Origin of the sequence: Streptomyces sp. DSM 110735, assembly GCF_016482685.1 — a bacterium.
Lineage (GTDB): Bacteria > Actinomycetota > Actinomycetes > Streptomycetales > Streptomycetaceae > Streptomyces.
This window is the reverse complement of sequence record NZ_JACYHF010000023.1, coordinates 47511-67916: the sequence shown is the minus strand read 5'-3', so window position 1 is coordinate 67916 and position 20406 is coordinate 47511. Positions and strand designations below refer to the sequence as shown.

Below are 20406 nucleotides of genomic sequence, written 5' to 3'. Positions count from 1 at the left end.
GGCGCCATACCAGGAGCGCGCGCACAAGGGATCGTACCGACCCGGCACCGTCCACCGCGAAACGGTTACTTTCCGTCCCCTTCGCCGTACGTCTCGCCGCACGCCTCCCCGGTCTCGCCGCACGCCTCCTCGAAGGAGCCGAGGTTCTCCTGGAGGGACTTCATCAGCCGGTCGCGCTCCGCCTCGTCGACCTGGACGGGGACGACCCCGGTGGCGCCGGTGAGCCTGCGGAAGCCGCCCCGGCGCTCCAGCCTGCCGTGCACGCGCACGGGGAGTCCGACGAGGTGGGCGTATCCGGCGACGCGGTAGTCCTCCTCGCCGAGGGTGAGGCGCAGGTGGGCCACCTCGGCGCCGGTGAGCACGCGGAGCCGTACGGTGCCCGCGCCGCGCGGTCCCGAGCGGCGCAGGCGGACGACGACGCCGGTGACCGCGACGGGGACGGAGGGTTCGGCGCGCAGATAGCGGGCCGCGGCGGCGCGCAGGACGGGGAGGTCGCCGGGTGAGAACTCGACGGGTTCGGCGTGGGCGGCGCAGCCGTCGGGGACTCCGGCGGCGGGTGCCCAGGTGACGGTGACGCGGGCGCCCTCGCTGCCCCGGACGAGGACGGTGAGCGCCTCGGTCAGCTCGCGGCTGACTCCGGCGGCGACGGCGCCGTCGAAGGCGTCGGCGCGTCCGGTGGCGCGCTGGTAGTCGATGGCCTCGCGGGTGGCGTGCAGCGCCTGGTGGAGGCGGACGGCGAGGGGGCGTCCGGCGGGCAGGGGCGCGAAGGCGGTGAGGCGGCGCCCTTCGGCGGCCGGTCCGACGAGCACCTTGTCGAGGAGCGCCGCGGCACCGGCGCGGTGCCGTGCGCCGTGGTACCCGGCGGGGGCGCGGGTGGCGAGGGCGGCGGCGAGCAGGGTGCGGCGGGCTGCGGTGCGCAGGTGTTCGTCGGCGGTCCAGGGGGCGGTGCCCGCGGGACCGCAGGGGGTGTCGCGGTGCCAGCGGATCTCGTCGCTGGGCACGGCGAGGGCGATGAGCACCTCGCGGGCGGTGGGGGCGGCGCTGCGGGCGAGGGCGTCGAGGGCTTCGCCGAGGAGGTCGTCGCTGTCGGGGAAGGCGCGGTTCTCGGGCACGAGGAGGCTGGTGCCGGGTCCTGCCGGGGCGGGCGGGGTCCAGCGGCCGTAGCGTCCGGTGGCGCCTCCGCGTCGTTGCCAGCCGTGGCGGTGGAGCAGCGTGGTGAGGACGGCGGGGTCGACGCGGGTGGGGTCGGGGGTCTCGTGCCAGGGGAGGTGTTCGGGGTGGGCGCGCGGGTGGCGGACGGTGGTGTCGTCGTCGGAGTCGTCGGAGCGGCTTCTCATGGTCTGCCTCCCGTCCCGACGCGCGTCATGATCTCGCAGAGCGCGCGGTCGTCGAAGACGCGGGTGACCGGTATGCGCACGGTGGTGCGGTGGCGTCCGGTGACGGGGTGTCCGGCGAGGTTGACCCAGTAGCAGCAGTGGCGCAGGTCGAGCCGGTCGTGTCCGGCGCGCAGCCAGTCCTCCTGGGCGCGCGGGACGATCATGACGACGAGGATCTTGTGCACCGAGACGGGGGTGCGGGCGAGCTTGCGCAGATGGTCGTTGTCGAGCGTGAAGGCGAAGGTGGGTCCCGGGGGGTGGGGGGCGATCTGGTAGGTGCACTTGAGCTGCACCTTGATCGTCACTTCGTCGTCGACGGTGTGGCCGGGAGCGCTGTGGCTGACGTGCCAGTCGATGCCGTTGTCCGGGAAGGGCTGGGACAGGGAGCAGCCCGCTGCGGCGGCGACCGCGTGCAGATAGCCGACCTGCAGGGTTTCCATGCAGGCGGTGGTGGCGAGTGTGCCGCGAACCAGTCCCGCGCGTTCGGGCAGCAGCCCGCCCCGCTCGGGCTGCGCAATGGCCATGACGAACTGCCTTCCCAGCCAAGGGTTTCCCCGTCTCGGGCCGCTGAACTGCAAAGACCCGTACTCCTGTTGTCTCCGCCCGGCGTACGGCGCAAACAGCCCGGGTATCACCAAACGGGCAGAAGACGGCATGTCATCTGTCGTGGGTGAACGAGGAGTTGGGTTGGGATGACTTGCTGGTACGAAGGGGCCCTGGCCGCCTTCGACACGGAGACGACGGGTGTGGACGTCGAGGGCGACCGGATCGTGTCGGCCGCCGTCGTGGTGCAGGACGCGCCGGGTACGCGGCCGCGGGTGAGCCGGTGGCTGGTGAATCCGGGGGTGCCGGTGCCCGAGGAGGCGACGGCGGTGCACGGGTTGACGGAGGAGCACCTCCAGCGCAACGGCCGCTGGCCGGCGCCGGTGATGTACGAGATAGCCCAGCAACTGGCCGAGCACACGGCGATGGGGCGGCCGTTGGTGGTGATGAACGCGCCGTTCGATCTGACGCTGCTGGACCGGGAGTTGCGGCGGCACCGGGCGTCGTCGCTGGACCGCTGGTTCGAGGGGGCGCCGCTGCGGGTGCTGGATCCCCGGGTCCTGGACAAGCAGTTGGACCGCTACCGCAAGGGCCGCCGCACGCTGACGGACCTGTGCGAGCACTACGGCGTGGCGCTGAACGACGCGCACGACGCGGCGGCGGACGCGCTGGCGGCGCTGGACGTCGTACGGGCGGTGGGGCGGCGGTTCTCGGCGCGCCTGGAGCGGCTGTCCCCGGCGGAGCTGCACGCGTTGCAGGTCGGCTGGCACGCGGCGCAGGCGCGGGGGCTGCAGGCGTGGTTCGCGCGCAGTGGTTCGCCGGAGACGGTGAGCACGGAGTGGCCGCTGCGGGCGGAGCTGTCGGCGGCGGCGTAGCGGGTGCGGGTCGGTGGCGCGTGGGTGTGCCGCGTGGGCGTACGACGACGGCCCACCTGCTGGTGAGCAGATGGGCCGTCGGTCCGGGTGGGCGATACTGGGTTCGAACCAGTGACCTCTTCGGTGTGAACGAAGCGCTCTCCCACTGAGCTAATCGCCCGGGAACGCACTGAACAATACAGGTCTCGGCGGGGTTCCTCCAAACCGCCTCGGTACGGGGTGCCGGTCGGGGCTGCCCGGGTGCGGGTGGGCGCCCGGGGCGGGGGTGCGCGTCGGGTGCCGGTGGGGTCGCAGTGGTCCCGCCCCGGTCCCGCGCGGTGTGCGCGCCCGGCGCGGGTTCGGCATTGCGCGTCCGCTTCCCATGAAGTGACTTGTACTCATATGACCTGTCGGAACACAGGACTTGAGGATTCCGGAATTCCGGTGCGGTGCGGAGTGCCGTGGAAATGCGGGCGCAATGGGAATTGCGGGGGCGCGGTCGAGCAATAGGGTCCGGGGGTATTTCCGGGGGCGGCCTGAATGGGGTGCTTCGGGGCGCGTGGGGCGGTCCGTCCGGAAGTCGGTCTTGACGGGTGTCCCCGGCGGGCGGCGGCTGCGGAGCGTAGCGCATATGCCGACGGCCCATCCGCTCGCAAGCGGATGGGCCGTCGGTCCGGGTGGGCGATACTGGGTTCGAACCAGTGACCTCTTCGGTGTGAACGAAGCGCTCTCCCACTGAGCTAATCGCCCGGGCGCAGAGAGAACATTACCGCATGTCAGCGGGTGGTTCCGACCGCCTAGATCTTCCAGGGCGCCACGAAGCCGAACTGCCGGACGTAGATCACGGCGAGCACGCCGACGATCACCAGCCCGATCACGGTCAGGGTGATGTTGCGGCGGCGTACGCGGGGGTCGAGGGCGCGCTGTGCCGCCGCGGTGACCTTGCGCTTCGTCCAGCGCAGGACGAGCTGCGCCCAGACGAACTCGGTGGCCCAGATCATCATGCCGCCGAAGATCACCGCCCAGCCGGGACCGGGCAGCGGGAGCATGACGACACCGGCGGCGACGACCGCGAGTCCGACGAGGAAGACGCCGACCTGCCAGCTCAGATGGAGGGCGCGGCGCTGCTTGATGAACGCGGGCGCACGGGAGCCGAGCCCCTGCTCAGGGCGCTCCTCGTCCGCTCCCGTCCGGTCCGCCACGACAACCTCACCCAGATCGTCACTCCCCGTATTCATACCGTCGAACCCTACCCGAGTGTTTCCAGTCACCGGAATGGTGGCAGATGTCGCACAAGTTCTCGGCCGTAAGAGGTACGGAAACTCATGCAAAACCCCCAGAGGGGTTTACAACGGCACCGTAGGTGGCATGTCGATTTCGCCGACGTGCGAATCCCCGAGCGCACACTGAGCGAAAGGCCCTGGCGCTTATGAACACCACGGTCAGCTGCGAGCTGCACCTGCGCCTCGTTGTGTCGAGCGAGTCCTCCCTGCCTGTCCCCGCAGGCCTGCGGTACGACACGGCCGACCCCTACGCCGTGCACGCCACCTTCCACACCGGAGCCGAGGAGACCGTCGAGTGGGTGTTCGCCCGCGACCTCCTCGCCGAGGGGCTGCACCGGCCCACCGGCACCGGCGACGTCCGCGTCTGGCCATCGCGCAGTCATGGCCAGGGCGTCGTGTGCATCGCCCTCAGCTCTCCCGAGGGCGAGGCTCTGCTGGAGGCCCCCGCACGGGCCCTGGAGTCCTTCCTGAAGCGGACCGACGCCGCCGTGCCGCCCGGCACGGAGCACCGGCACTTCGATCTGGATCAGGAGCTCTCCCACATCCTGGCGGAGAGCTAGGCCGCCGCCCGTCCAAGACGCCCGGCGCCGTCCACTCGGGGAGACGGCTCGGGCCCGCACCGCCGTATACCGGCAGGCTCGGCGCCGTCACCGTGCACACATGCGGTGACGGCGCCGAGCCATGTCCGCGCGCCTCTCGCCCGCGGGCTTTCCGCGCGGTCCGGGAACCAGGGCGGCGGGCGGGGCGTTGCCGGAGGGCAGTCACCCGGAGCGAGCCCGGTGCGGTGGGCGCGGTTGTCGCTACCATCGGCCAGCATCGGCGGGCGTCCGCCCGACCCCCAGGCCAGGGAGCGAAACGTGCTGATCACCCACGACACCCGGTGCGCCCTCAACACCGTGGTGGATCTGGTGAACACCGCGCCGGAGGACGACACGGCGGCGGACGGGCTGCCGGACCTCGAGGCGCTCGCCGTGTTCGTGCGCGGCCACGCGGTCAGTGACGTGGGCGTGCTGTCCGAGTTCGACCTGTCGGCGGTGCGCAAGGTGCGGAGCCGGTTCGCGCGGATCTTCGCGGCGCCGGACGCCCGCGCCGCCGCGGGACTGATCAACGAGCTGGTCGCCGCCGCGGGCACCACCCCGCGCCTGACGGACCACGACGGCTACGACTGGCATGTGCACTACTTCGCCCCCGGGGCGTCGCTGGCCGACCATCTCGCGGCCGACTGCGGGATGGCGCTCGCCTTCTTCGTGGTGGCCGGGGAGCGGGAGCGGCTGCGGCGCTGCGAGGCGCCGGACTGCCGACGTGCCTTCGTGGACCTGTCCCGCAATCGCTCGCGCCGCTACTGCGACAGCCGTACGTGCGGGAACCGGCTGCACGTGGCCGCGTACCGGGCGCGGCGCAAGGAGTCGGAGTCGGCGGGCTGAGGCTGAGGGCGCCCGGACGGACGGGGCGCGGGGACGGACGGGGTTCGGACTCGGACCGACGCCGGTCCCGGCGGGTGACGCCGGGACGGACGTGTACGGCTCACAGCAACAGCAGGTCGTGCAGCGCCGCCATGAGGATCAGACACCCGATCACCGCTAGGAAGATCATCAGCGGTGGCTGGGAAAGGGCGAAGAGGCACCCGCGCGGCTCGTCCTCCTGCGGCGGGGCCTCGCTCTGTGTCGTATCCACCATCTCGCGGTGATGATGGACCACCGGGGGCCCTGTACGCGATCAAGACACCTGTAAAGCGCGGGAGTCTGCGGAATTCGCACCGATTCGTTCGGCTCGCTCCGTGTCGTGAACGTTTTCGGACGTACCGCGGCGGCCTGTGACGCCTCGCTCCGTCAGGGTCCGTCAGGGCAGCCGGGTCATATGCCGTGCTTCTTGAGGATGGCCTCGATGTCGCTGAAGTCGTCGCCGGAGCCGGACCCGGAGCCGGTGGTCGCGGGCGGAGCGGCGGGGCGGGACGCGCGGGCGCTGCCCCGGCCGAGGGAGGGCGCCGAGGCGGCGGGCGCCACCGGGTCGGCGTCGCCGCCGCGTATCGCGCCCTTCCCGCGGTCGCGCCTGCGCTCGACCGCGCGGGTGAGCAGGAAGAGCACCACGGACAGCGCCAGCACCCCGAAGCCCGCCCAGGCGAGGGGGTCGAAGGCCGTACGGGCGAGCCAGCCCACGACGCCGGTCATCACCAGACCGACCGGCACCAGCGAGTAGGCCACGACGCGGGCGGCTGTCAGGAAGCGCTTGCGGTAGGCGGTGACCGCGGCGATACCCAGGCCCGCCGCGGACACGGCGGAGCAGATGGTCTCGGCAAGCATCCGATCCTCCAGACGGGCCCGGCCGACAGGGTGCCGGCGTGACGGTGGCACGAGGCGCTCGGTGCGCTTCGTCCCTTCCATCCTGCACCGCCCCCTCCCCGAGATGCCATGCCCCGCCCCCCCACATCAGGGAGATCTCGGGGTCGGAACCGGAGATCTCTCGGGGTGGGGGTCCCGGATGGTCGAGGTCCGGGGTGCCGGGAGCCTTCCCACCGGATTGGGGCAGCCGACGGCGGCCTGGAAGACTGGGCGTATGAACGACTCCTCCCCCGCATCCGTCGAGCCCGTCGTCCTCGATGTCTGGTGCGAGCTCCAGTGCCCCGACTGCCGTACCGCCCTGGACGACGTCCGCGCCCTGCGCGCCCGCTACGGCGACCGGATCGACGTGCGGCTGCGGCACTTCCCGCTGGAGAAGCACAAGCACGCCTTCGCCGCCGCGCAGGCCGCCGAGGAGGCTGTGGAGCAGGGGCAGGGCTGGCCGTACATCGAGGCGGTGCTGGGGCGGGTCGAGGAGCTGGACCGCGGGGGCGAGGACCTGCTGGTCGAGGTCGCGCGTGAACTCGGTCTGGACGCCGAGGAGTTCGACACCGCGCTGATCGACGGGCGGCACATCCTGATCGTGGACGCGGACCAGGCCGAGGGCAAGGCGATCGGGGTCACCGGCACCCCGACCTATGTCATCGGCGGGGAGCGCCTGGACGGCGGCAAGAGCCAGGAGGGGCTGCGCGGGCGGATCGAGGAGATCGCGGACCGGCTGCTGGCCGAGCAGGGCTGACGCCGCGCCCGGCTCTCGCCGCGGGGCGTCAGAGCAGCGGTTTGGCGAGGACGTGGCGCGTCGTCTCGTAGCCCAGTGACGCGTACAGCCGCTCCGCCGGGGTATTGCCCGCGCGGACGTTGAGGGCCAGGGTGCGCTCGCCGTCCGCGATGGTCTGCGCCTCGGCGAGGAGCATCAGGGAGCGGCCGTGACCCCGGCCGCGGTGCGCCTCGTCGGTTCCGACGTCGTAGACCCAGGGCGCGTCGTCGGCGCGGCCGACCCAGATGGTGCCCACGGGCGTGCCCTCGTGTTCGAGGACGCTGAAGCGCGTCCCTTCCGTGGCCAGTCCCTGTCCGAGGCGGGTCTCGTGGTCGTGGAGGGACTGGGTCCGCGCCTCCTCCTCGGAGAGACCGAGGGCGGTCAGCGTGCATGCGTAGGTCTCCCTCCCCCGCACCAGCCAGTCCTCGAACTCCGCCTCGGTCATGGGGCGTCCGCGGGTGCCCTCGGGCAGTTCCGGGGGCACGTCGCCGAGGCGTTTCCGCATGGCGCGGGCGCTCGGGGCGTACCCGAGGGTCCGGGCCAGGCGCAGGGCGCGCGCGTCCCCGGCGGGGACCACCGTGTCGATCCGGTGGCAGCCCCAGCCCCGCGCGACCTCCTCGGCCGCGAGCGCGGCGACCGTGGCCCGGCCGCGCCGCCGGTCGGGCTCCTCGACGCGCAGGTCGGTGATGCGGGCCACGATGGTCCCGATCACCGTGGCGAGGCGGATCTCGCCGACGGGGCGTCCGTTCACGCACACCTCGTAGCGGCGTGAACGGGTTCCGTCGGGGTGCTGCTGGAGCGGCTCGGCCGGCCGCAGGGTCGTCGTCATCAACGGAGTTCTACCCGCTCCGGGGTCCCCGCCTCAGCCGTATTCTCGACCGGCTCCGCCACCGACCCCTTGCCGACTGCCTTGCCCCGCTCAGGGGTTGAGGTCCTGCCGGGACCGCTCCTCGAAGATCCGCATCGCCTTGGCGGTCACCGGGCCCGGGGCGCCGGGGAGTTCGCGGTCGTCGACGCGGTGCACGGCCTGGACGTCGCGCAGGGTGGAGGTCAGGAAGATCTCCTCGGCGCGCTCCAGGACGTCCAGCGGGAGGTCGGTCTCCTTAGCGCCGGTCCACTCCACGGTGAGGGCGCGGGTGATGCCCGCGAGGCAGCCGGAGGCGACCGGCGGGGTGTGGATCTCGCCGTCGAGGACGACGAAGACGTTGGAGCCGGTGCCCTCGCAGAGCTGTCCGACCGTGTTGGCGAACAGCGCCTCGGACGCGCCCTGTTCGTGGGCGCGGGCAAGGGCGACGACGTTCTCGGCGTACGAGGTGGTCTTCAGACCGCTGAGCGCGCCGCGTTCGTTGCGGGTCCAGGGGACGGTGATCACGGCGGTGGAGTCGGGGCGGCGGGTGGTCTCGCCGAGGGCGACGAGCAGGGTGGGACCGTGCTCGCCGCGGTCGGAGCCGAGCGGTCCGTGACCGCCGGTGTAGGTGATGCGCAGCCGGCCGAGCGGCATGGGGTTGGCGTCGAGGACGGCCGCGCAGGCGCGGTGCAGCTCGTCGTGGTCGGGGTCGGGCAGCCCGAGACCCCGGGCGGAGCGGGTGAGCCGGTCGAGGTGGCGGGTGAGCGCGAAGGGGCGTCCGTCGACCGCCTTGACGGTCTCGAAGATGCCGTCGCCCACGGTGAGCCCGTGGTCGAAGACCGAGACGCGCGCGGAATCGGCGTCACACAGTGCGCCGTCCAGCCAGATCCTCATGTGAGTGCCTCTCCACTTTCCTGGTACTCCCCCGACGCTATCGCGAGCAGCCGGGATGCCTTCAGTTCGGTCTCGCGCCACTCCCCCTCGGGGTCGGACCCCCAGGTGATCCCGGCGCCCGCGCCGAAGCGGAGGGCTCCGGCGGCGCGGTCGATCCAGAAGGTGCGGATGCCGACGGCCAGCTCGGCGGTGCCCCGGTCGGCGTCGACCCAGCCGACGGCGCCGCAGTAGGGACCGCGCGGGGCGGGTTCGAGTTCCTCGATGATCCGCAGGGCGCTGGTCTTGGGGGCGCCGGTGACCGAGCCGGGCGGGAAGGCGGCGTCGAGCAGCTCGGGCCAGCCCGCGCCGGGGCGCAGTTCGCCCCGGACGGTGGAGACCAGGTGGACGAGCCCGGGGTGCTTCTCCACCGCGCACAGGTCGGGGACGGTGACGGTGCCGGTGGCGCAGACGCGGCCGATGTCGTTGCGGACCAGGTCCACGATCATCACGTTCTCGGCGTGGTCCTTCTCCAGGAGGTCGGCCTCGGTGCGCCCGGTGCCCTTGATGGGTCCGGACTCGACGACGCTCCCGGCGCGGCGCAGGAACAGCTCGGGCGAGGCGGTGGCGATCTCCACCCCGTGCTCCGGGAGCCGGATCGTTCCTCCGTGCGGGGCGGGGTTGCCGCGGGCGAGGAGGGCGGTGAGGGCGTCCACGTCGGCGCCGGGGGCGAGGGGCGCGCTGAGCACGCGGCAGAGGTTGGCCTGGTAGACGTCGCCGGCGGCGATGTGCTCGCGGACGCGGCGGACGGCGGCGGTGTAGGCGGCGCGGTCGAGGGAGGAGGTCCAGGCGTCCCGCGCGGGTCCGCGCCAGGCGCCGGGGCGCGGGGCGGGCACCGGCTCCTCCCGTACGTGCGCGAAGCGGGCGCAGGTCAGACCGCCCTCGAAGTCCGCGACGACGGCCCAGAAGCCCTCGGAGTCCAGCGCGGCGGGGTCGCCCGTGACGTCCAGCAGTCCGGTGGCGAGGCGGTCGCCGAAGCGGGCCATAGGGGGGAGAACGGGAGGAAGGTGAGGCACGTGGCCGAGTCTAGGCGGGCTCTGCGGGGGCGGTCCGGCGATGGTCCGGCGATGTCCGCGGGGACCTCCGGGACGGCCGTGACCGTGCCGTTCGCGAGGTGCACCGCAGCACGCTGCGCAAACGCGTTTTTGTACTGGCCGAGTAATCCGCTAAAGTTCAACACGTCGCCGGGACGCGGAAGCGGACCGAAACGACAAGCGGACGTAGCTCAGTTGGTAGAGCGCAACCTTGCCAAGGTTGAGGTCGCGAGTTCGAGCCTCGTCGTCCGCTCGCAGGAAACAGGGGTCTTCCCGATCCCCTACACTCCTGGTGGAGTGGCCGAGAGGCGAGGCAACGGCCTGCAAAGCCGTCTACACGGGTTCAAATCCCGTCTCCACCTCCAAGGACGATTAGCTCAGCGGGAGAGCGCTTCCCTGACACGGAAGAGGTCACTGGTTCAATCCCAGTATCGTCCACTGGATCTTCTCGAAGATCCGATCCCGCGCGATTAGCTCAGCGGGAGAGCGCTTCCCTGACACGGAAGAGGTCACTGGTTCAATCCCAGTATCGCGCACGCAGTGCCCACGATCCGCTCCATGGAGTGACATCGAGTGATCGTGGTCCCGAGGACGATTAGCTCAGCGGGAGAGCGCTTCCCTGACACGGAAGAGGTCACTGGTTCAATCCCAGTATCGTCCACCCACCGAAGAGCCCCGGCCGTCTCGTACGGCCGGGGCTCTTTGCTGCCCGGATCAGCTCGAGAACAGCATGTGGCCGAAGCTCTTGTGGCGGTGGTGGCCGCCGTAGTGACCGCCGTGACCGCCGCCGTGCGGGGCGCCCCAGGCGGGGGCGGGCGGGGCTGCCGGGTACGCCTGCGGGGCCGGGGGCTGCGCCCACTGGGACTCCACGCGGGTGAGCGCCTCCAGCTCGCCGTAGTCCAGGAAGATGCCGCGGCAGCCGTCGCACTGCTCGATCTGGATGCCGTTGCGGTTGTAGGTGCGCATGGGCGCGTGACACTTCGGGCACTGCATGGTCGGCTCAACTCCTCGCCGTAGGGTCCTGCTTGGTGTTTCCCCAGGACAGACTCCGTCCTGCCCCGGGCGGTTGCAGCCTATTCGGGAAAATCGCAGCTCAACCGGTCGGGGTCCGGCGCTCGTTGGGCGGGGGCGGTCATCCGGGCGCAGGCGTCGACCACCGCCTGCTCGACCTCGTCCGGCGAACGGCCCGCGGCGAGCGCCTTGGTGAGCGCGAGGGCGGCGGTCTGCACGGTGAGGGCGCGGGCGGGCACGTCGAGCACGGGCCAGGGGTCGCCGTCTGGCGGTACGGCGGGTCCGTCGGCGGCGCGGTAGGCGTCCAGGAAGCGAATCCACTCCTCGGGCGGCAGGAGTCCGCAGGCGTACCAGGCGGCGGGGCGGGCGAGGTCCCAGGCGGGGATGCCGGTGCCGAGGTCGTCCACGTCGATCAGCCGCCAGGCGCCGTCCGGGGCGGGGTGGCGGACGAGCTGACCGAGATGCAGATCACCGTGGCAGAGCGCCGGGACGCCGGGCGCGGGTTCCTCGCCACGGGCCCAGCCGGGCAGCGCGGTCCACGCCCGCAGCACCGGTGCCGCGTCGGGGCAGGGGGCGGACTCCAGCGCCTTCTTCAGCCGGGTGATGGCGGCGGCTGCCTTGGCCGGGCCGCGCATCGGGGGCAGCGGGCTGTCCAGCGGCGTGCGGTGGAGGCGGGCGAGAAGGGTGGCGGCGGCTTCCCAGGGGGCGGCGTCGGGGTCGTCGCGGTCGACGGGGGTGCCGTGCGGCCAGTACGTGACGAGGCGGTCGTCCATGGTCTCGGGGGTGGTCCCGAGCGGGGCGAGCAGGATCTCCGGGAGACGGGCGGCCACCGCCAGGCGCCGGGCGAGTGCCTCCGGGTCGGTGCCGGGGGCGTGAGCCTTGGCGACGGTGCCGCCGTGCCGGAGGACGGTGGCGTCGGGGCGGTCGGCGAGGAGTCCGGTGGGACAGGGGCAGGGGGTCGCCGGACCGGGGTGCGCGGTGGCGGTCAGTCGGGCGGTCAGGGCGTCTGGGGTCACGGTCACGGGTGCCTCGGGGCTGATGGGCTGTGCGGCGAGGGTACGGGCGGTACGGGCGACGGGCGGCGACAGCCTGCGTGAAGTCCCCGTGGACAGCGCAATGCCGGCGTAGCTCCCCAGCTACGCCGGCATTCGTGCCGTCCGCCGCACCCCCGTCCCCACGGGGTTTCAAGGATGGATGGATGTGCCCCGGACCGCTCTTCCGGGTCTGGAGCGCCTCTCAGCGCCCCAGCATCGCACCCACGGACGACGCCTGTGTGGCCACCGTCTCCCACCCGTCGAAGACGAGCAGGAGGAGCAGTGCCAGGGGGAGCGCCATGAGGGTCGCCACCGCGGGGTGGCGGCGGCCGGTGCGGCGGGTGCCGGGCGTGGTGCGCCTCGGTGCCGTGTGGGCCATGATCCCTCCAGGCTTTCCCTGGTCGTGCTCGGTGGTTCTTGTGTTGTCGCGCTTCGTGAAGAGCGGCGGGTGTGTGACCTCGGGGGACGAGTACCGCACCCGCCGCTTGACCTCAAATGTAGGCGCGGGGCGGTGTCCCGGGCGTCATGCCCTCGTATCGAATGGCGGGCCTCCCGGAGGATGAGCCCTTCCGCGCGGAGTACTCCCCTGGGTGGAGACCTCGCTCCGCTTCTCGGGGTCTTCCCGGAGGGGTCGCCCGTGGCACGCCCCGGAAGGGCGCCGCACGGGTCGCTCTCCACCCACGGGTGGATACGTATGACTTCAGTCACTTTGACCTCCTCGCGGTGACCTGTGACGTCCGGGCGCGGGGCGGCGGGCGCGGTGACGGACGTGTGGATGCCGGTCGGGCGCGCGGGGTGTTCTCGCCGTCGACGGGCTGCTGGGCGGACCTCAACCCCCTTGCTTGATCGACTTGTTGACATCCTCCGACGCTCAACAGGGCTGCAATTGACCGTCTGCTGACCGGGCTTCACCCCGTGTGGCCGTCCGCGCAATCCGTCGGTACCGGAGGGCGCGGCCTCTGCGCGCGGGCGGCCGTGGAAACGTAAGCTGGGCCCGTCACAGGGACCGGGCAGCGGGGATGAACATGGCGATGATGCGCCTGAGGCGCGAGGACCCGCGCGTCGTCGGCTCGTTCAGGCTTCACCGACGGCTCGGCGCGGGCGGGATGGGCGTGGTCTACCTCGGCTCCGACAAGAAGGGGCAGCGGGTCGCGCTGAAGGTGATCCGCCCGGACCTGGCCGAGGACCAGGAGTTCCGGTCGCGGTTCGCGCGGGAGGTGTCGGCGGCCCGGCGCATCCGGGGCGGCTGTACGGCGCGGCTGGTGGCGGCGGACCTGGAGGCGGAGCGCCCGTGGTTCGCGACGCAGTACGTGCCCGGACCCTCCCTGCACGACAAGGTCGCCGACGAGGGTCCGCTGGTCGCGGCCGAGGCTGCGGCGATCGGGGCGGCGCTGTCGGAGGGACTGGTCGCCGTCCATGAGGCGGGCGTGGTCCACCGGGACCTGAAGCCGTCCAACATCCTGCTGTCCCCCAAGGGTCCCCGGATCATCGACTTCGGCATCGCCTGGGCCACGGGTGCCTCCACGCTCACGCACGTGGGTACGGCGGTGGGCTCCCCCGGCTTCCTGGCGCCGGAGCAGGTGCGCGGTGCCGTGGTCACCCCGGCGACGGACGTGTTCTCGCTGGGGGCGACCCTGGCGTACGCCTCGACCGGTGACTCGCCCTTCGGGCACGGCAGTTCCGAGGTGATGCTGTACCGCGTGGTGCACGAGGAGCCCCAGTTGCACGGCGTGCCGGACGCGCTGGCCCCGCTGGTGCGCGCGTGCCTGGCCAAGGACCCGGACGACCGGCCGAGCACGCTGCAGCTCTCCCTGCGCCTGAAGGAGATCGCGGCGCGCGAGGCACAGGGACTGGGCGACGTACGCCCGCCCGTGCCGCGCACGGCGGAGGGCGACCGGGGTGCCGGGCGCCTGGTGGACACCTATCCGGACCAGCAGCGCACGACCCAGCGCCGCCCCTCCCCCTCGGGTACGCCGCTGCCGCGCGGCGCCACCCCCGCCCGGGGCGGAACCCCCTCGCGGGGCGGCTCGCGACCCGGCGCGTCCCGTACGACCCCGGCGCCGCGCCCGCGCTCCACGGGCAACGGCCGCCCAACGGGTCCCCGCAGCGGTGCGGGACGCCCGGCGCCCCGTACGACGGGCACCCGGCTGCGCCCGGCCAATCCCCGGCTGCTGCGCCAGCGGCTGTTCGTCTTCGTGGTGGTGACGCTGCTCGTGGCGCTCGGCATCGCCCTGGCGCAGGGCTGCACGGGTCCGTCCCGGGGGCTCGGCGGCAACGGCACCCACCGGACGCAGGTCCGGCCGACGGCGGGCGCCGAAGGCGGCGGGGTTCCGGTGGAGCGGGCGTACGACCCGACGCCACGGCCCGACGGTCCCTCGCCCGCCGCCAGGTAGGGCGCCGGACGGGGTTCTCCGGCTGGTTCTACGGCTTCCGGCAGGTCGCGTAGAACGCCACCGCCGACGCGGCTGCCACGTTCAGCGAGTCGATGCCCGCCGACATGGGGATGCGGACCAGTTTGTCGGCGGCGTTCATGGCGGCACGGGACAGACCGTCGCCCTCGGTGCCGAGCATCAGGGCCAGCTTCTCGTGGTCCGCGGCGGCCAGTTCGTCCAGGGTGATGGAGTCCGGGCCCAGGCAGAGGGCGGCGATGACGAAGCCCGCGTCGTGGAGCGTGCCCGCGTCCTGCGGCCAGGAGTCGAAGCGGGCGTAGGGGACGGAGAAGACGGCGCCCATGGAGACCTTGACCGCGCGCCGGTAGAGGGGGTCGGCGCAGCGGGGGGTGAGGAGGACCGCGTCCACGCCGAGCGCCGCCGCGTTGCGGAAGGCGGCGCCCAGGTTGGCGTGGTCGACCATGTCCTCGAAGACGGCCACGCGGCGGGCGGGAGCCAGGACTTCGGCAGCCGTCGGCAGGGGCTTGCGGCCCATGGAGGCGAGGGCGCCCCGGTGGACGTGGTAGCCGGTGACGCGCTCGGCCAGTTCCGGGCTCACGCAGTAGACGGGGGCGGGGAGTTCGTCGATGACGTCCCGCATCACCTCGGCCCACTTGGGGGTGAGCAGCATGGAGCGCGTGTCGTAGCCCGCCGCCCGTGCCCGGCGGATGACCTTCTCGCCCTCCGCGATGAACAGTCCCTCGGCGGGCTCGCGCCTGCGGCGCAGTTCCACGTCGGTCAGGTTCGTGTAGTCGTGCAGGCGGGGGTCGTCGGGGTCCGTGAGGGTGATGAGTTCGGCCACGGGAAGATGCTGCCTCGTTCTGAGTTCTGAGGAGAGAAGAAAACGGACGGTGGGGGCGCCCACAAGCCCGCGAGAGCCGTACGCGTCTCAGGCGTCCGGCGTAGCCGGGCCCACCGCGACCACGTCGCCGACCACGATCACCGCGGGCGGCTTCACGGCTTCCCGCCGTACCGTCTCCGCGACCGTCGCGAGCGTCGCGTCCACCCGGCGCTGGGCGGCGGTCGTGCCCTCCTGGACCAGGGCGACCGGGGTGTCCGGGGACTTGCCATGGGCGATGAGGGTCTCGGCGATGCGGTCCATCTTGTCGACGCCCATGAGGATCACCAGCGTGCCGGTGAGCTTCGCGAGCGAGGGCCAGTCGACCAGGGAGCGCTCGTCGTCGGGGGCGACATGCCCGCTGACCACGGTGAACTCGTGGGCGACGCCCCGGTGCGTGACGGGTATCCCGGCCGCGCCCGGCACGGAGACCGAGCTGGTGATGCCGGGGACGACCGTGCAGGGGATGCCCGCCTCGGTGAGCGCCTGGACCTCCTCCATGCCCCGGCCGAAGACGAAGGGGTCGCCGCCCTTGAGCCGCACCACGGACCTGCCCTGCTTGGCGTGCTCGATCAGGGCGTTGTTGATGGCCTCCTGCGCCATGTAGCGGCCGTAGGGGATCTTCGCCGCGTCGATCACCTCGACGTGCGGCGGGAGTTCGGCGAGCAGCTCGCGCGGGCCGAGGCGGTCCGCGATGACCACGTCCGCCTCCGCGAGCAGGCGGCGCCCGCGCACGGTGATCAGGTCCGGGTCACCGGGTCCGCCGCCGACCAGGGCGACGCCGGGGGTGCGGGTGCGGTGGTGGGGGGCGACGAGGGTGCCGTCGCGCAGTCCGGCCACGACCGCGTCGCGGACGGCGGCGGTGTGCCGGGGGTCGCGGTTGCTCGCGGTGGTGGTGAGGACGGCGACGGTGACGCCCTCGCTGGTCCCGGTGGCCGGGGTCCAGGCGGTGGCCGCGTCGGCGTCGTCGGAGCGTACGCACCACACGCGCTCGCGCTCGGCCTCGGCGGAGGCGGTCGCGTTGGCCAACTGGTCGCTGGTGGCGATCAGGGCGTACCAGGCGCCGTTCAGATCGCCCTCGGCGTAGGGGCGCCGCTGCCAGGTGATCTCGCCCGCGTCCGCCATCGCCTCCACGGAGGGCGTCGCCCCGGGCGAGATCAGCAGGACGTCCGCGCCCGCCGCGATCAGCGCAGGGAGGCGGCGCTGGGCGACCTGGCCGCCGCCGAGCACGACCACGCGGCGGCCGCCCAGACGGAGACCTACGGGGTAGGCGGGGTGTTCGGCCATGAGGTGCGGCTCCTCGTCCAGCTCTGCGGTCGGCGCGCTACGGCTCCGGAGCGGCCCTGACGTGCGGATTTTACGGCGCCGGGGCGGGTCGTGGCACGGGCGGTCCGGTGGGTGAACACCGGACCGCCCGTCGCGCGCGTACATGTGCCCACCGCGCGGTGGGCGGTGACCTCTACTTCTCGGTGACGCCCGCCGAGTCGAACGTCGCCACCTCGTGCATCGCACGCGCCGTGCTCTGCACCAGCGGCAGCGCGAGCAGCGCGCCGGTGCCCTCGCCCAGGCGCAGGTCGAGGTCGACCAGCGGGCGCAGACCCAGCTTGTTGAGCGCGGCGACATGGCCGGGCTCGGCGCTGCGGTGTCCCGCGATGCAGGCGGCCAGCACCTCGGGGGCGATGGCGCGGGCGACGAGGGCGGCGGCACCGGCGCTCACGCCGTCGAGGATGACCGGCGTACGGAGCGAGGCGCCGCCGAGCAGCAGACCGACCATGGCCGCGTGCTCGAAGCCGCCGACCGCCGCGAGGACGCCGATCGGGTCGGCCGGGTCGGGCTGGTGGAGTTCCAGCGCGCGCCGGACCACCTCGGTCTTGCGGGCCAGCGTCTCGTCGTTGATGCCGGTGCCGCGCCCGGTGACCTCGGCCGGGTCGGCGCCGGTGAAGACGGCGATCAGCGCGGCGGACGCGGTGGTGTTGGCGATGCCCATCTCACCGGTGAGCAGCGCCTTGTTCCCGGCGGCGACCAGGTCGCGGGCGGTCTCGATGCCGACCTCGATGGCGGCTCTGGCCTCCTCGCGGGTCATCGCGGGTCCGGTGGTCATGTCGGACGTGCCGCCCCGGATCTTGCGGGGCAGCAGACCGGGGGTGGCGGGCAGGTCGGCGACGACGCCGACGTCCACGACGCACACCTCGGCGCCGACCTGGCTCGCGAAGGCGTTGCAGACCGCGCCGCCGCCGAGGAAGTTGGCCACCATCTGCCCGGTGACCTCCTGCGGCCAGGGGGTGACGCCCTGGGCGTGCACGCCGTGGTCACCGGCGAAGATCGCGACGGCGGCGGGCTCCGGGATCGGGGGCGGGCACTGCCGGGAAAGCCCCGAGAGCTGCGCGGAGATGATCTCCAGCATGCCGAGCGCGCCGGCCGGCTTGGTCATGCGCTTCTGGCGCTCCCATGCCTCGCCGAGCGCCTTGGCGTCGAGCGGGCGGATCTGTGCGACGGTCTCGGCGAGCAGGTCGTGGGGTTCCTCTCCGGGCAGGGCGCGGCGGCCGTAGGTCTCCTCGTGCACGACCCAGGACAGCGGGCGGCGCTTGGACCAGCCCGCCTGCATCAGCTCGGGCTCGTCCGGGAACTCGTCGACGTACCCGACGCACAGGTAGGCGACGACCTCCAGGTGCTCGGGCAGACCGAGCGCGCGGACCATCTCCCGCTCGTCGAAGAAGCTGACCCAGCCGACGCCGAGACCCTCGGCGCGGGCGGCGAGCCACAGGTTCTCGACCGCGAGCGCGGAGGAGTACGGCGCCATCTGCGGCTGGGTGTGCCTGCCGAGGGTGTGGCGCCCGCCGCGGGTGGGGTCGGCGGTGACGACGATGTTCACCGGGGTGTCGAGGATGGCCTCGATCTTCATTTCCTTGAACTGCTTCGCCCGGCCCTTGGGCAGCGACTTGGCGTACGCCTCGCGCTGGCTCATGGCGAGGTCGTGCATCGCGCGCCGGGTCTCCGCCGACTTGATGACGACGAAGTCCCAGGGCTGGGAGTGGCCCACCGACGGGGCGGTGTGCGCGGCTTCCAGGACGCGGAGCAGCACCTCGTGCGGGATGGGGTCGCCACGGAAGCCGTTGCGGATGTCGCGGCGCTCGCGGATCACCTTGAGCACGGCTTCGCGCTCGGCGTCGTTGTAGGCGGGGGCGGCGGGTCCGGTGGGAGCGAGGGCTTCCGCCACAGCGGCCACGTCCTGCGCGTGCTGGTCGTCCTGCGCGTGCTGCCCGTCCTGCTCGTCCTGGTCGGCGGCGCGGGTGTCCAGGTCGTCCGCGCTCTGGACGACGTCCGGCTCCTCGGTGACCTGCTCGGGCAGCTTCAGCGGCTGCGGCGGGGTCGGCGCGAGGTGCGGTGCGGTGGGCACCTGGCCGTCGACCGGCACGAACTGACCGAGCGTCTGGTCCGGGTGCGGCTCCAGCGGGACGGCGGAGGGCAGCGGGGTCGCCGCCTCCTCGGCGTCCTGCGGGGGCGCGACGAGCTGGGGACCCTGGGCGGGGGCGGGTGCCGGTGCCTCTTCGGCGACCGGGGCGGGGGCGGGTTCGGCGGGTGCCTCTGCCTCGGGAGCCGGTACGGGCTCGGGCGCCTCGGGAGTCGCCTCGGCGGCGGCCGGTACGGGGGTCTCGGCCGGGGCCGGGATCTCGACCACCGGCGCGGCGGCGGGGGTCTCGGGGGTCACCTCGGCGGCGACCTCGATGTCGGGCTCGGCGGGGGCGACCGGCTCCGGCTGGACCGGAACGGCGAGGTCGGGGGCGGATGCCTCGACCGGCTCGGCTTCCGCCGGGACGGCAGCCTGCGGCTCCGGCTCGACCGGCGCGGCGGCGAGCGGTTCCGCTTCGACCGGCGCGATGGGCTGCGGCTCCGGCTGTACAGCCTCGGGGGCAGGCGCGGGCTCCGGCTCGACGGGAGCGGCAGCCTGGGCCGGGACGGTCACGTCGGCCACCGGGGTGACCTCCGCCTCCACCGGCGCGGCGACCCGCACGGGCTCGGGCTCGGCGGCGACCGGTTCCTCGACGGCAGGGACGGCGTCCGCCTCGACCTGCGTGACCGCCTCCGGCGTCACGGGTTCGACAGCCTCGGTCGGCTCAGCCGGGGGCTCCACCGCGGCGACAGCCTCGACCGCCTCCTGCGGCTCCTGCGGCTCCTCAACCGACGGAACGACCGCCTCGGCCACAGCCTCGGCGACGGCGACCTCGTACACCCCGTCATGCCCGTCCACGGGCTGGACCCCGTCGTGCGCGTGCACGACGCCGGTCGCCTGGGTGGCCATGCGGGCCATCGCCGCCTGGGCGGGGTCGGCGGTACCCGGGACCGGGCCAACCGTTTCGGCGGCCGGAGGCTGCACGGCGGCGGTCAGGTTCCACTGGCCCGTGCCCTGCGCGACGGGCTCGTGGAGGTGCGGGGCGTCCGCGTACTCGCCACCGGCGACCGGCGGCACGGGCTGTCGTACGGGCGCGCCCGCCGGACCTCGGTCGGCGAGCGAACGGACCGGGCTCGCCGAGGTGTCGGGGATCGGCGGACCGAGGTGCAGCGGCCGGCGCGGCGGCTGCGGAGCCTGGCCGTGCGGCGCCGACAGGATGGGGGACGGCGTCACGGAGACGGGACCCGCCTCGGGCAGCCGTACGCCGGTGAGGTCGACCTGACCGCTGTCGCGGCCCGACGCCTCGTGCGCGCCCGGCTGGTGGACGGCCTCCACGACCGGTTCCGGTGCGGGCGGCGGCACTTCGTTGCCCCAGGCGCCCTGGGCGCCCGGCAGCAGCAGGTCTTCATCCCCGGCGGGCGCTTCGGCGACGTAGGTGTAGCCGTGGGCGGGGGCGCCCGGCTGCTCCACCATGCCTGCGCTCTCCGGCTGTCCCTCGCCCGGGATCTGGCCGGTGTCGGTCATGCGTACCCCTCGCCCATCGCTTCAGTGCTCCTACGACCAGCTCACCCGGAACGGCGCACCGACCGCCCCGTAGTGAGAACGAGCGTCCGTGCCCGGCGGCACGAACGGCCGCCAGAAATGACGACAAAGCCATTCAGTGGCATGAAAACCGCTAGTGGCATTGTCCCGCCGTCGCGCCGTCGCGACAGCGTGATCCGCGACTGCCCGTTGTGGACTGCG

Annotated in this window: 19 protein-coding genes and 7 tRNA genes; 10 read left to right on the top strand and 16 right to left on the bottom strand. The window is 73.2% G+C overall.

What is annotated here, in order from left to right; genetic code table 11:
* Positions 1-65: 65 nt before the first annotated feature.
* Positions 66-1337, bottom strand: a complete 1272-nt coding sequence (locus IF655_RS26725; RefSeq protein WP_199587684.1) for a hypothetical protein — start codon at positions 1335-1337, stop codon at positions 66-68.
* On the bottom strand, positions 1334-1900 hold the full coding sequence (locus IF655_RS26720) for a DUF4365 domain-containing protein (RefSeq protein ID WP_199587683.1): 567 nt from the start codon (positions 1898-1900) through the stop codon (positions 1334-1336). Before IF655_RS26720 ends, IF655_RS26725 begins: the two co-directional genes overlap by 4 nt.
* A 168-nt stretch (positions 1901-2068) precedes the next feature.
* On the opposite strand from IF655_RS26720, the gene IF655_RS26715 reads away from it, so the two are divergent.
* Entirely contained in the window at positions 2069-2794 is a 726-nt protein-coding gene (locus IF655_RS26715; protein ID WP_199587682.1) for a 3'-5' exonuclease, read from the top strand.
* Positions 2795-2882: 88 nt separating this feature from the next.
* On the opposite strand, the gene IF655_RS26710 is transcribed toward IF655_RS26715, so the two are convergent.
* The 3 genes from IF655_RS26710 to IF655_RS26700 all read right to left on the bottom strand — a co-directional run bounded on the left by IF655_RS26710 (position 2883) and on the right by IF655_RS26700 (position 4011).
* Positions 2883-2954 (bottom strand) — tRNA-Val (locus tag IF655_RS26710).
* A 497-nt stretch (positions 2955-3451) separates the two neighbouring features.
* Positions 3452-3523: transfer RNA gene (locus IF655_RS26705), tRNA-Val, on the bottom strand.
* A gap of 47 nt (positions 3524-3570) precedes the next feature.
* The gene (locus IF655_RS26700) at positions 3571-4011 is read right to left on the bottom strand and encodes a TIGR02611 family protein (RefSeq protein ID WP_199587681.1); all 441 of its coding nucleotides are present in this window, start codon (positions 4009-4011) and stop codon (positions 3571-3573) included.
* Between the two features lie 191 nt (positions 4012-4202).
* On the opposite strand from IF655_RS26700, the gene IF655_RS26695 reads away from it, so the two are divergent.
* Both IF655_RS26695 and IF655_RS26690 read left to right on the top strand, forming a co-directional pair.
* Positions 4203-4616: an SsgA family sporulation/cell division regulator gene (locus IF655_RS26695; RefSeq protein WP_004002642.1), complete on the top strand. Its 414-nt coding sequence runs from the start codon at positions 4203-4205 to the stop codon at positions 4614-4616.
* A 297-nt stretch (positions 4617-4913) separates the two neighbouring features.
* On the top strand, positions 4914-5480 hold the full coding sequence (locus IF655_RS26690; protein ID WP_199587680.1) for a CGNR zinc finger domain-containing protein: 567 nt from the start codon (positions 4914-4916) through the stop codon (positions 5478-5480).
* A 100-nt stretch (positions 5481-5580) separates the two neighbouring features.
* On the opposite strand, the gene IF655_RS26685 is transcribed toward IF655_RS26690, so the two are convergent.
* Complete coding sequence (locus tag IF655_RS26685; protein ID WP_199587679.1) at positions 5581-5733, bottom strand: hypothetical protein; 153 nt, start codon at positions 5731-5733, stop codon at positions 5581-5583.
* A 176-nt stretch (positions 5734-5909) separates the two neighbouring features.
* Complete coding sequence (locus IF655_RS26680) at positions 5910-6356, bottom strand: hypothetical protein (protein ID WP_199587678.1); 447 nt, start codon at positions 6354-6356, stop codon at positions 5910-5912.
* Positions 6357-6609: 253 nt separating this feature from the next.
* Between IF655_RS26680 and IF655_RS26675 the strand changes: the two genes are divergently transcribed.
* Positions 6610-7131: a DsbA family protein gene (locus IF655_RS26675; protein WP_199587677.1), complete on the top strand. Its 522-nt coding sequence runs from the start codon at positions 6610-6612 to the stop codon at positions 7129-7131.
* Positions 7132-7159: 28 nt separating this feature from the next.
* Here the strand turns inward: IF655_RS26675 and IF655_RS26670 are convergent, their stop codons facing one another.
* The 3 genes from IF655_RS26670 to IF655_RS26660 form a co-directional block, all read right to left on the bottom strand.
* Positions 7160-7978 carry a GNAT family N-acetyltransferase gene (locus IF655_RS26670; RefSeq protein ID WP_199587676.1) on the bottom strand — a complete coding sequence of 273 codons (819 nt, stop codon included), beginning with the start codon at positions 7976-7978 and terminating at the stop codon, positions 7160-7162.
* Between the two features lie 90 nt (positions 7979-8068).
* Entirely contained in the window at positions 8069-8890 is an 822-nt protein-coding gene (locus IF655_RS26665; protein ID WP_199587675.1) for an aminotransferase class IV, read from the bottom strand.
* On the bottom strand, positions 8887-9912 hold the full coding sequence (locus tag IF655_RS26660) for a chorismate-binding protein (RefSeq protein ID WP_199587705.1): 1026 nt from the start codon (positions 9910-9912) through the stop codon (positions 8887-8889). The genes IF655_RS26665 and IF655_RS26660 overlap by 4 nt, the downstream gene beginning before the upstream one ends.
* A 228-nt stretch (positions 9913-10140) precedes the next feature.
* On the opposite strand from IF655_RS26660, the gene IF655_RS26655 reads away from it, so the two are divergent.
* The 5 genes from IF655_RS26655 (at position 10141) to IF655_RS26635 (ending at position 10621) form a co-directional block, all read left to right on the top strand.
* A tRNA-Gly gene (locus IF655_RS26655) sits at positions 10141-10213 on the top strand.
* Between the two features lie 38 nt (positions 10214-10251).
* Positions 10252-10325: transfer RNA gene (locus IF655_RS26650), tRNA-Cys, on the top strand.
* Position 10326: 1 nt separating this feature from the next.
* Positions 10327-10398: transfer RNA gene (locus tag IF655_RS26645), tRNA-Val, on the top strand.
* A gap of 26 nt (positions 10399-10424) precedes the next feature.
* Positions 10425-10496: transfer RNA gene (locus IF655_RS26640), tRNA-Val, on the top strand.
* A 53-nt stretch (positions 10497-10549) separates the two neighbouring features.
* Positions 10550-10621, top strand: a tRNA-Val gene (locus tag IF655_RS26635).
* Between the two features lie 53 nt (positions 10622-10674).
* Here IF655_RS26635 and IF655_RS26630 read toward each other — a convergent pair.
* The 3 genes from IF655_RS26630 to IF655_RS26620 form a co-directional block, all read right to left on the bottom strand.
* On the bottom strand, positions 10675-10953 hold the full coding sequence (locus tag IF655_RS26630) for a zf-TFIIB domain-containing protein (protein ID WP_199587674.1): 279 nt from the start codon (positions 10951-10953) through the stop codon (positions 10675-10677).
* An 80-nt stretch (positions 10954-11033) separates the two neighbouring features.
* On the bottom strand, positions 11034-11987 hold the full coding sequence (locus tag IF655_RS26625) for an aminoglycoside phosphotransferase family protein (RefSeq protein ID WP_307815072.1): 954 nt from the start codon (positions 11985-11987) through the stop codon (positions 11034-11036).
* Positions 11988-12207: 220 nt separating this feature from the next.
* Positions 12208-12384, bottom strand: a complete 177-nt coding sequence (locus tag IF655_RS26620) for a hypothetical protein (RefSeq protein ID WP_199587673.1) — start codon at positions 12382-12384, stop codon at positions 12208-12210.
* A gap of 640 nt (positions 12385-13024) precedes the next feature.
* Between IF655_RS26620 and IF655_RS26615 the strand changes: the two genes are divergently transcribed.
* Positions 13025-14398, top strand: a complete 1374-nt coding sequence (locus IF655_RS26615; protein WP_199587672.1) for a serine/threonine-protein kinase — start codon at positions 13025-13027, stop codon at positions 14396-14398.
* 28 nt (positions 14399-14426) lie between these two features.
* On the opposite strand, the gene IF655_RS26610 is transcribed toward IF655_RS26615, so the two are convergent.
* The 3 genes from IF655_RS26610 to cobT all read right to left on the bottom strand — a co-directional run bounded on the left by IF655_RS26610 (position 14427) and on the right by cobT (position 20187).
* Complete coding sequence (locus IF655_RS26610) at positions 14427-15236, bottom strand: RNA methyltransferase (RefSeq protein ID WP_199587671.1); 810 nt, start codon at positions 15234-15236, stop codon at positions 14427-14429.
* An 87-nt stretch (positions 15237-15323) separates the two neighbouring features.
* Positions 15324-16559, bottom strand: coding sequence for a uroporphyrinogen-III C-methyltransferase (gene cobA / locus IF655_RS26605; RefSeq protein WP_199587670.1), 1236 nt, complete (start codon positions 16557-16559; stop codon positions 15324-15326).
* 172 nt (positions 16560-16731) lie between these two features.
* A complete protein-coding gene (gene cobT, locus IF655_RS26600) occupies positions 16732-20187 on the bottom strand; it encodes a nicotinate-nucleotide--dimethylbenzimidazole phosphoribosyltransferase (RefSeq protein WP_199587669.1) in 3456 nt (1151 codons plus the stop codon).
* Positions 20188-20406: the final 219 nt, after the last annotated feature.

Excerpts from the sequence above, each read along its gene's own strand:
- IF655_RS26725 (WP_199587684.1), bottom strand. The coding sequence starts at position 1,337 with ATGAGAAGCCGCTCCGACGACTCCGACGACGACACCACCGTCCGCCAC.
- IF655_RS26720 (WP_199587683.1), bottom strand. The coding sequence starts at position 1,900 with ATGGCCATTGCGCAGCCCGAGCGGGGCGGGCTGCTGCCCGAACGCGCG.
- IF655_RS26715 (WP_199587682.1), top strand. The coding sequence starts at position 2,069 with ATGACTTGCTGGTACGAAGGGGCCCTGGCCGCCTTCGACACGGAGACG.
- IF655_RS26700 (WP_199587681.1), bottom strand. The coding sequence starts at position 4,011 with ATGAATACGGGGAGTGACGATCTGGGTGAGGTTGTCGTGGCGGACCGG.
- IF655_RS26695 (WP_004002642.1), top strand. The coding sequence starts at position 4,203 with ATGAACACCACGGTCAGCTGCGAGCTGCACCTGCGCCTCGTTGTGTCG.
- IF655_RS26685 (WP_199587679.1), bottom strand. The coding sequence starts at position 5,733 with ATGGTGGATACGACACAGAGCGAGGCCCCGCCGCAGGAGGACGAGCCG.
- IF655_RS26680 (WP_199587678.1), bottom strand. The coding sequence starts at position 6,356 with ATGCTTGCCGAGACCATCTGCTCCGCCGTGTCCGCGGCGGGCCTGGGT.
- IF655_RS26675 (WP_199587677.1), top strand. The coding sequence starts at position 6,610 with ATGAACGACTCCTCCCCCGCATCCGTCGAGCCCGTCGTCCTCGATGTC.
- IF655_RS26670 (WP_199587676.1), bottom strand. The coding sequence starts at position 7,978 with ATGACGACGACCCTGCGGCCGGCCGAGCCGCTCCAGCAGCACCCCGAC.
- IF655_RS26665 (WP_199587675.1), bottom strand. The coding sequence starts at position 8,890 with ATGAGGATCTGGCTGGACGGCGCACTGTGTGACGCCGATTCCGCGCGC.
- IF655_RS26660 (WP_199587705.1), bottom strand. The coding sequence starts at position 9,912 with ATGGCCCGCTTCGGCGACCGCCTCGCCACCGGACTGCTGGACGTCACG.
- IF655_RS26630 (WP_199587674.1), bottom strand. The coding sequence starts at position 10,953 with ATGCAGTGCCCGAAGTGTCACGCGCCCATGCGCACCTACAACCGCAAC.
- IF655_RS26620 (WP_199587673.1), bottom strand. The coding sequence starts at position 12,384 with ATGGCCCACACGGCACCGAGGCGCACCACGCCCGGCACCCGCCGCACC.
- IF655_RS26615 (WP_199587672.1), top strand. The coding sequence starts at position 13,025 with ATGAACATGGCGATGATGCGCCTGAGGCGCGAGGACCCGCGCGTCGTC.
- cobA (WP_199587670.1), bottom strand. The coding sequence starts at position 16,559 with ATGGCCGAACACCCCGCCTACCCCGTAGGTCTCCGTCTGGGCGGCCGC.
- cobT (WP_199587669.1), bottom strand. The coding sequence starts at position 20,187 with ATGACCGACACCGGCCAGATCCCGGGCGAGGGACAGCCGGAGAGCGCA.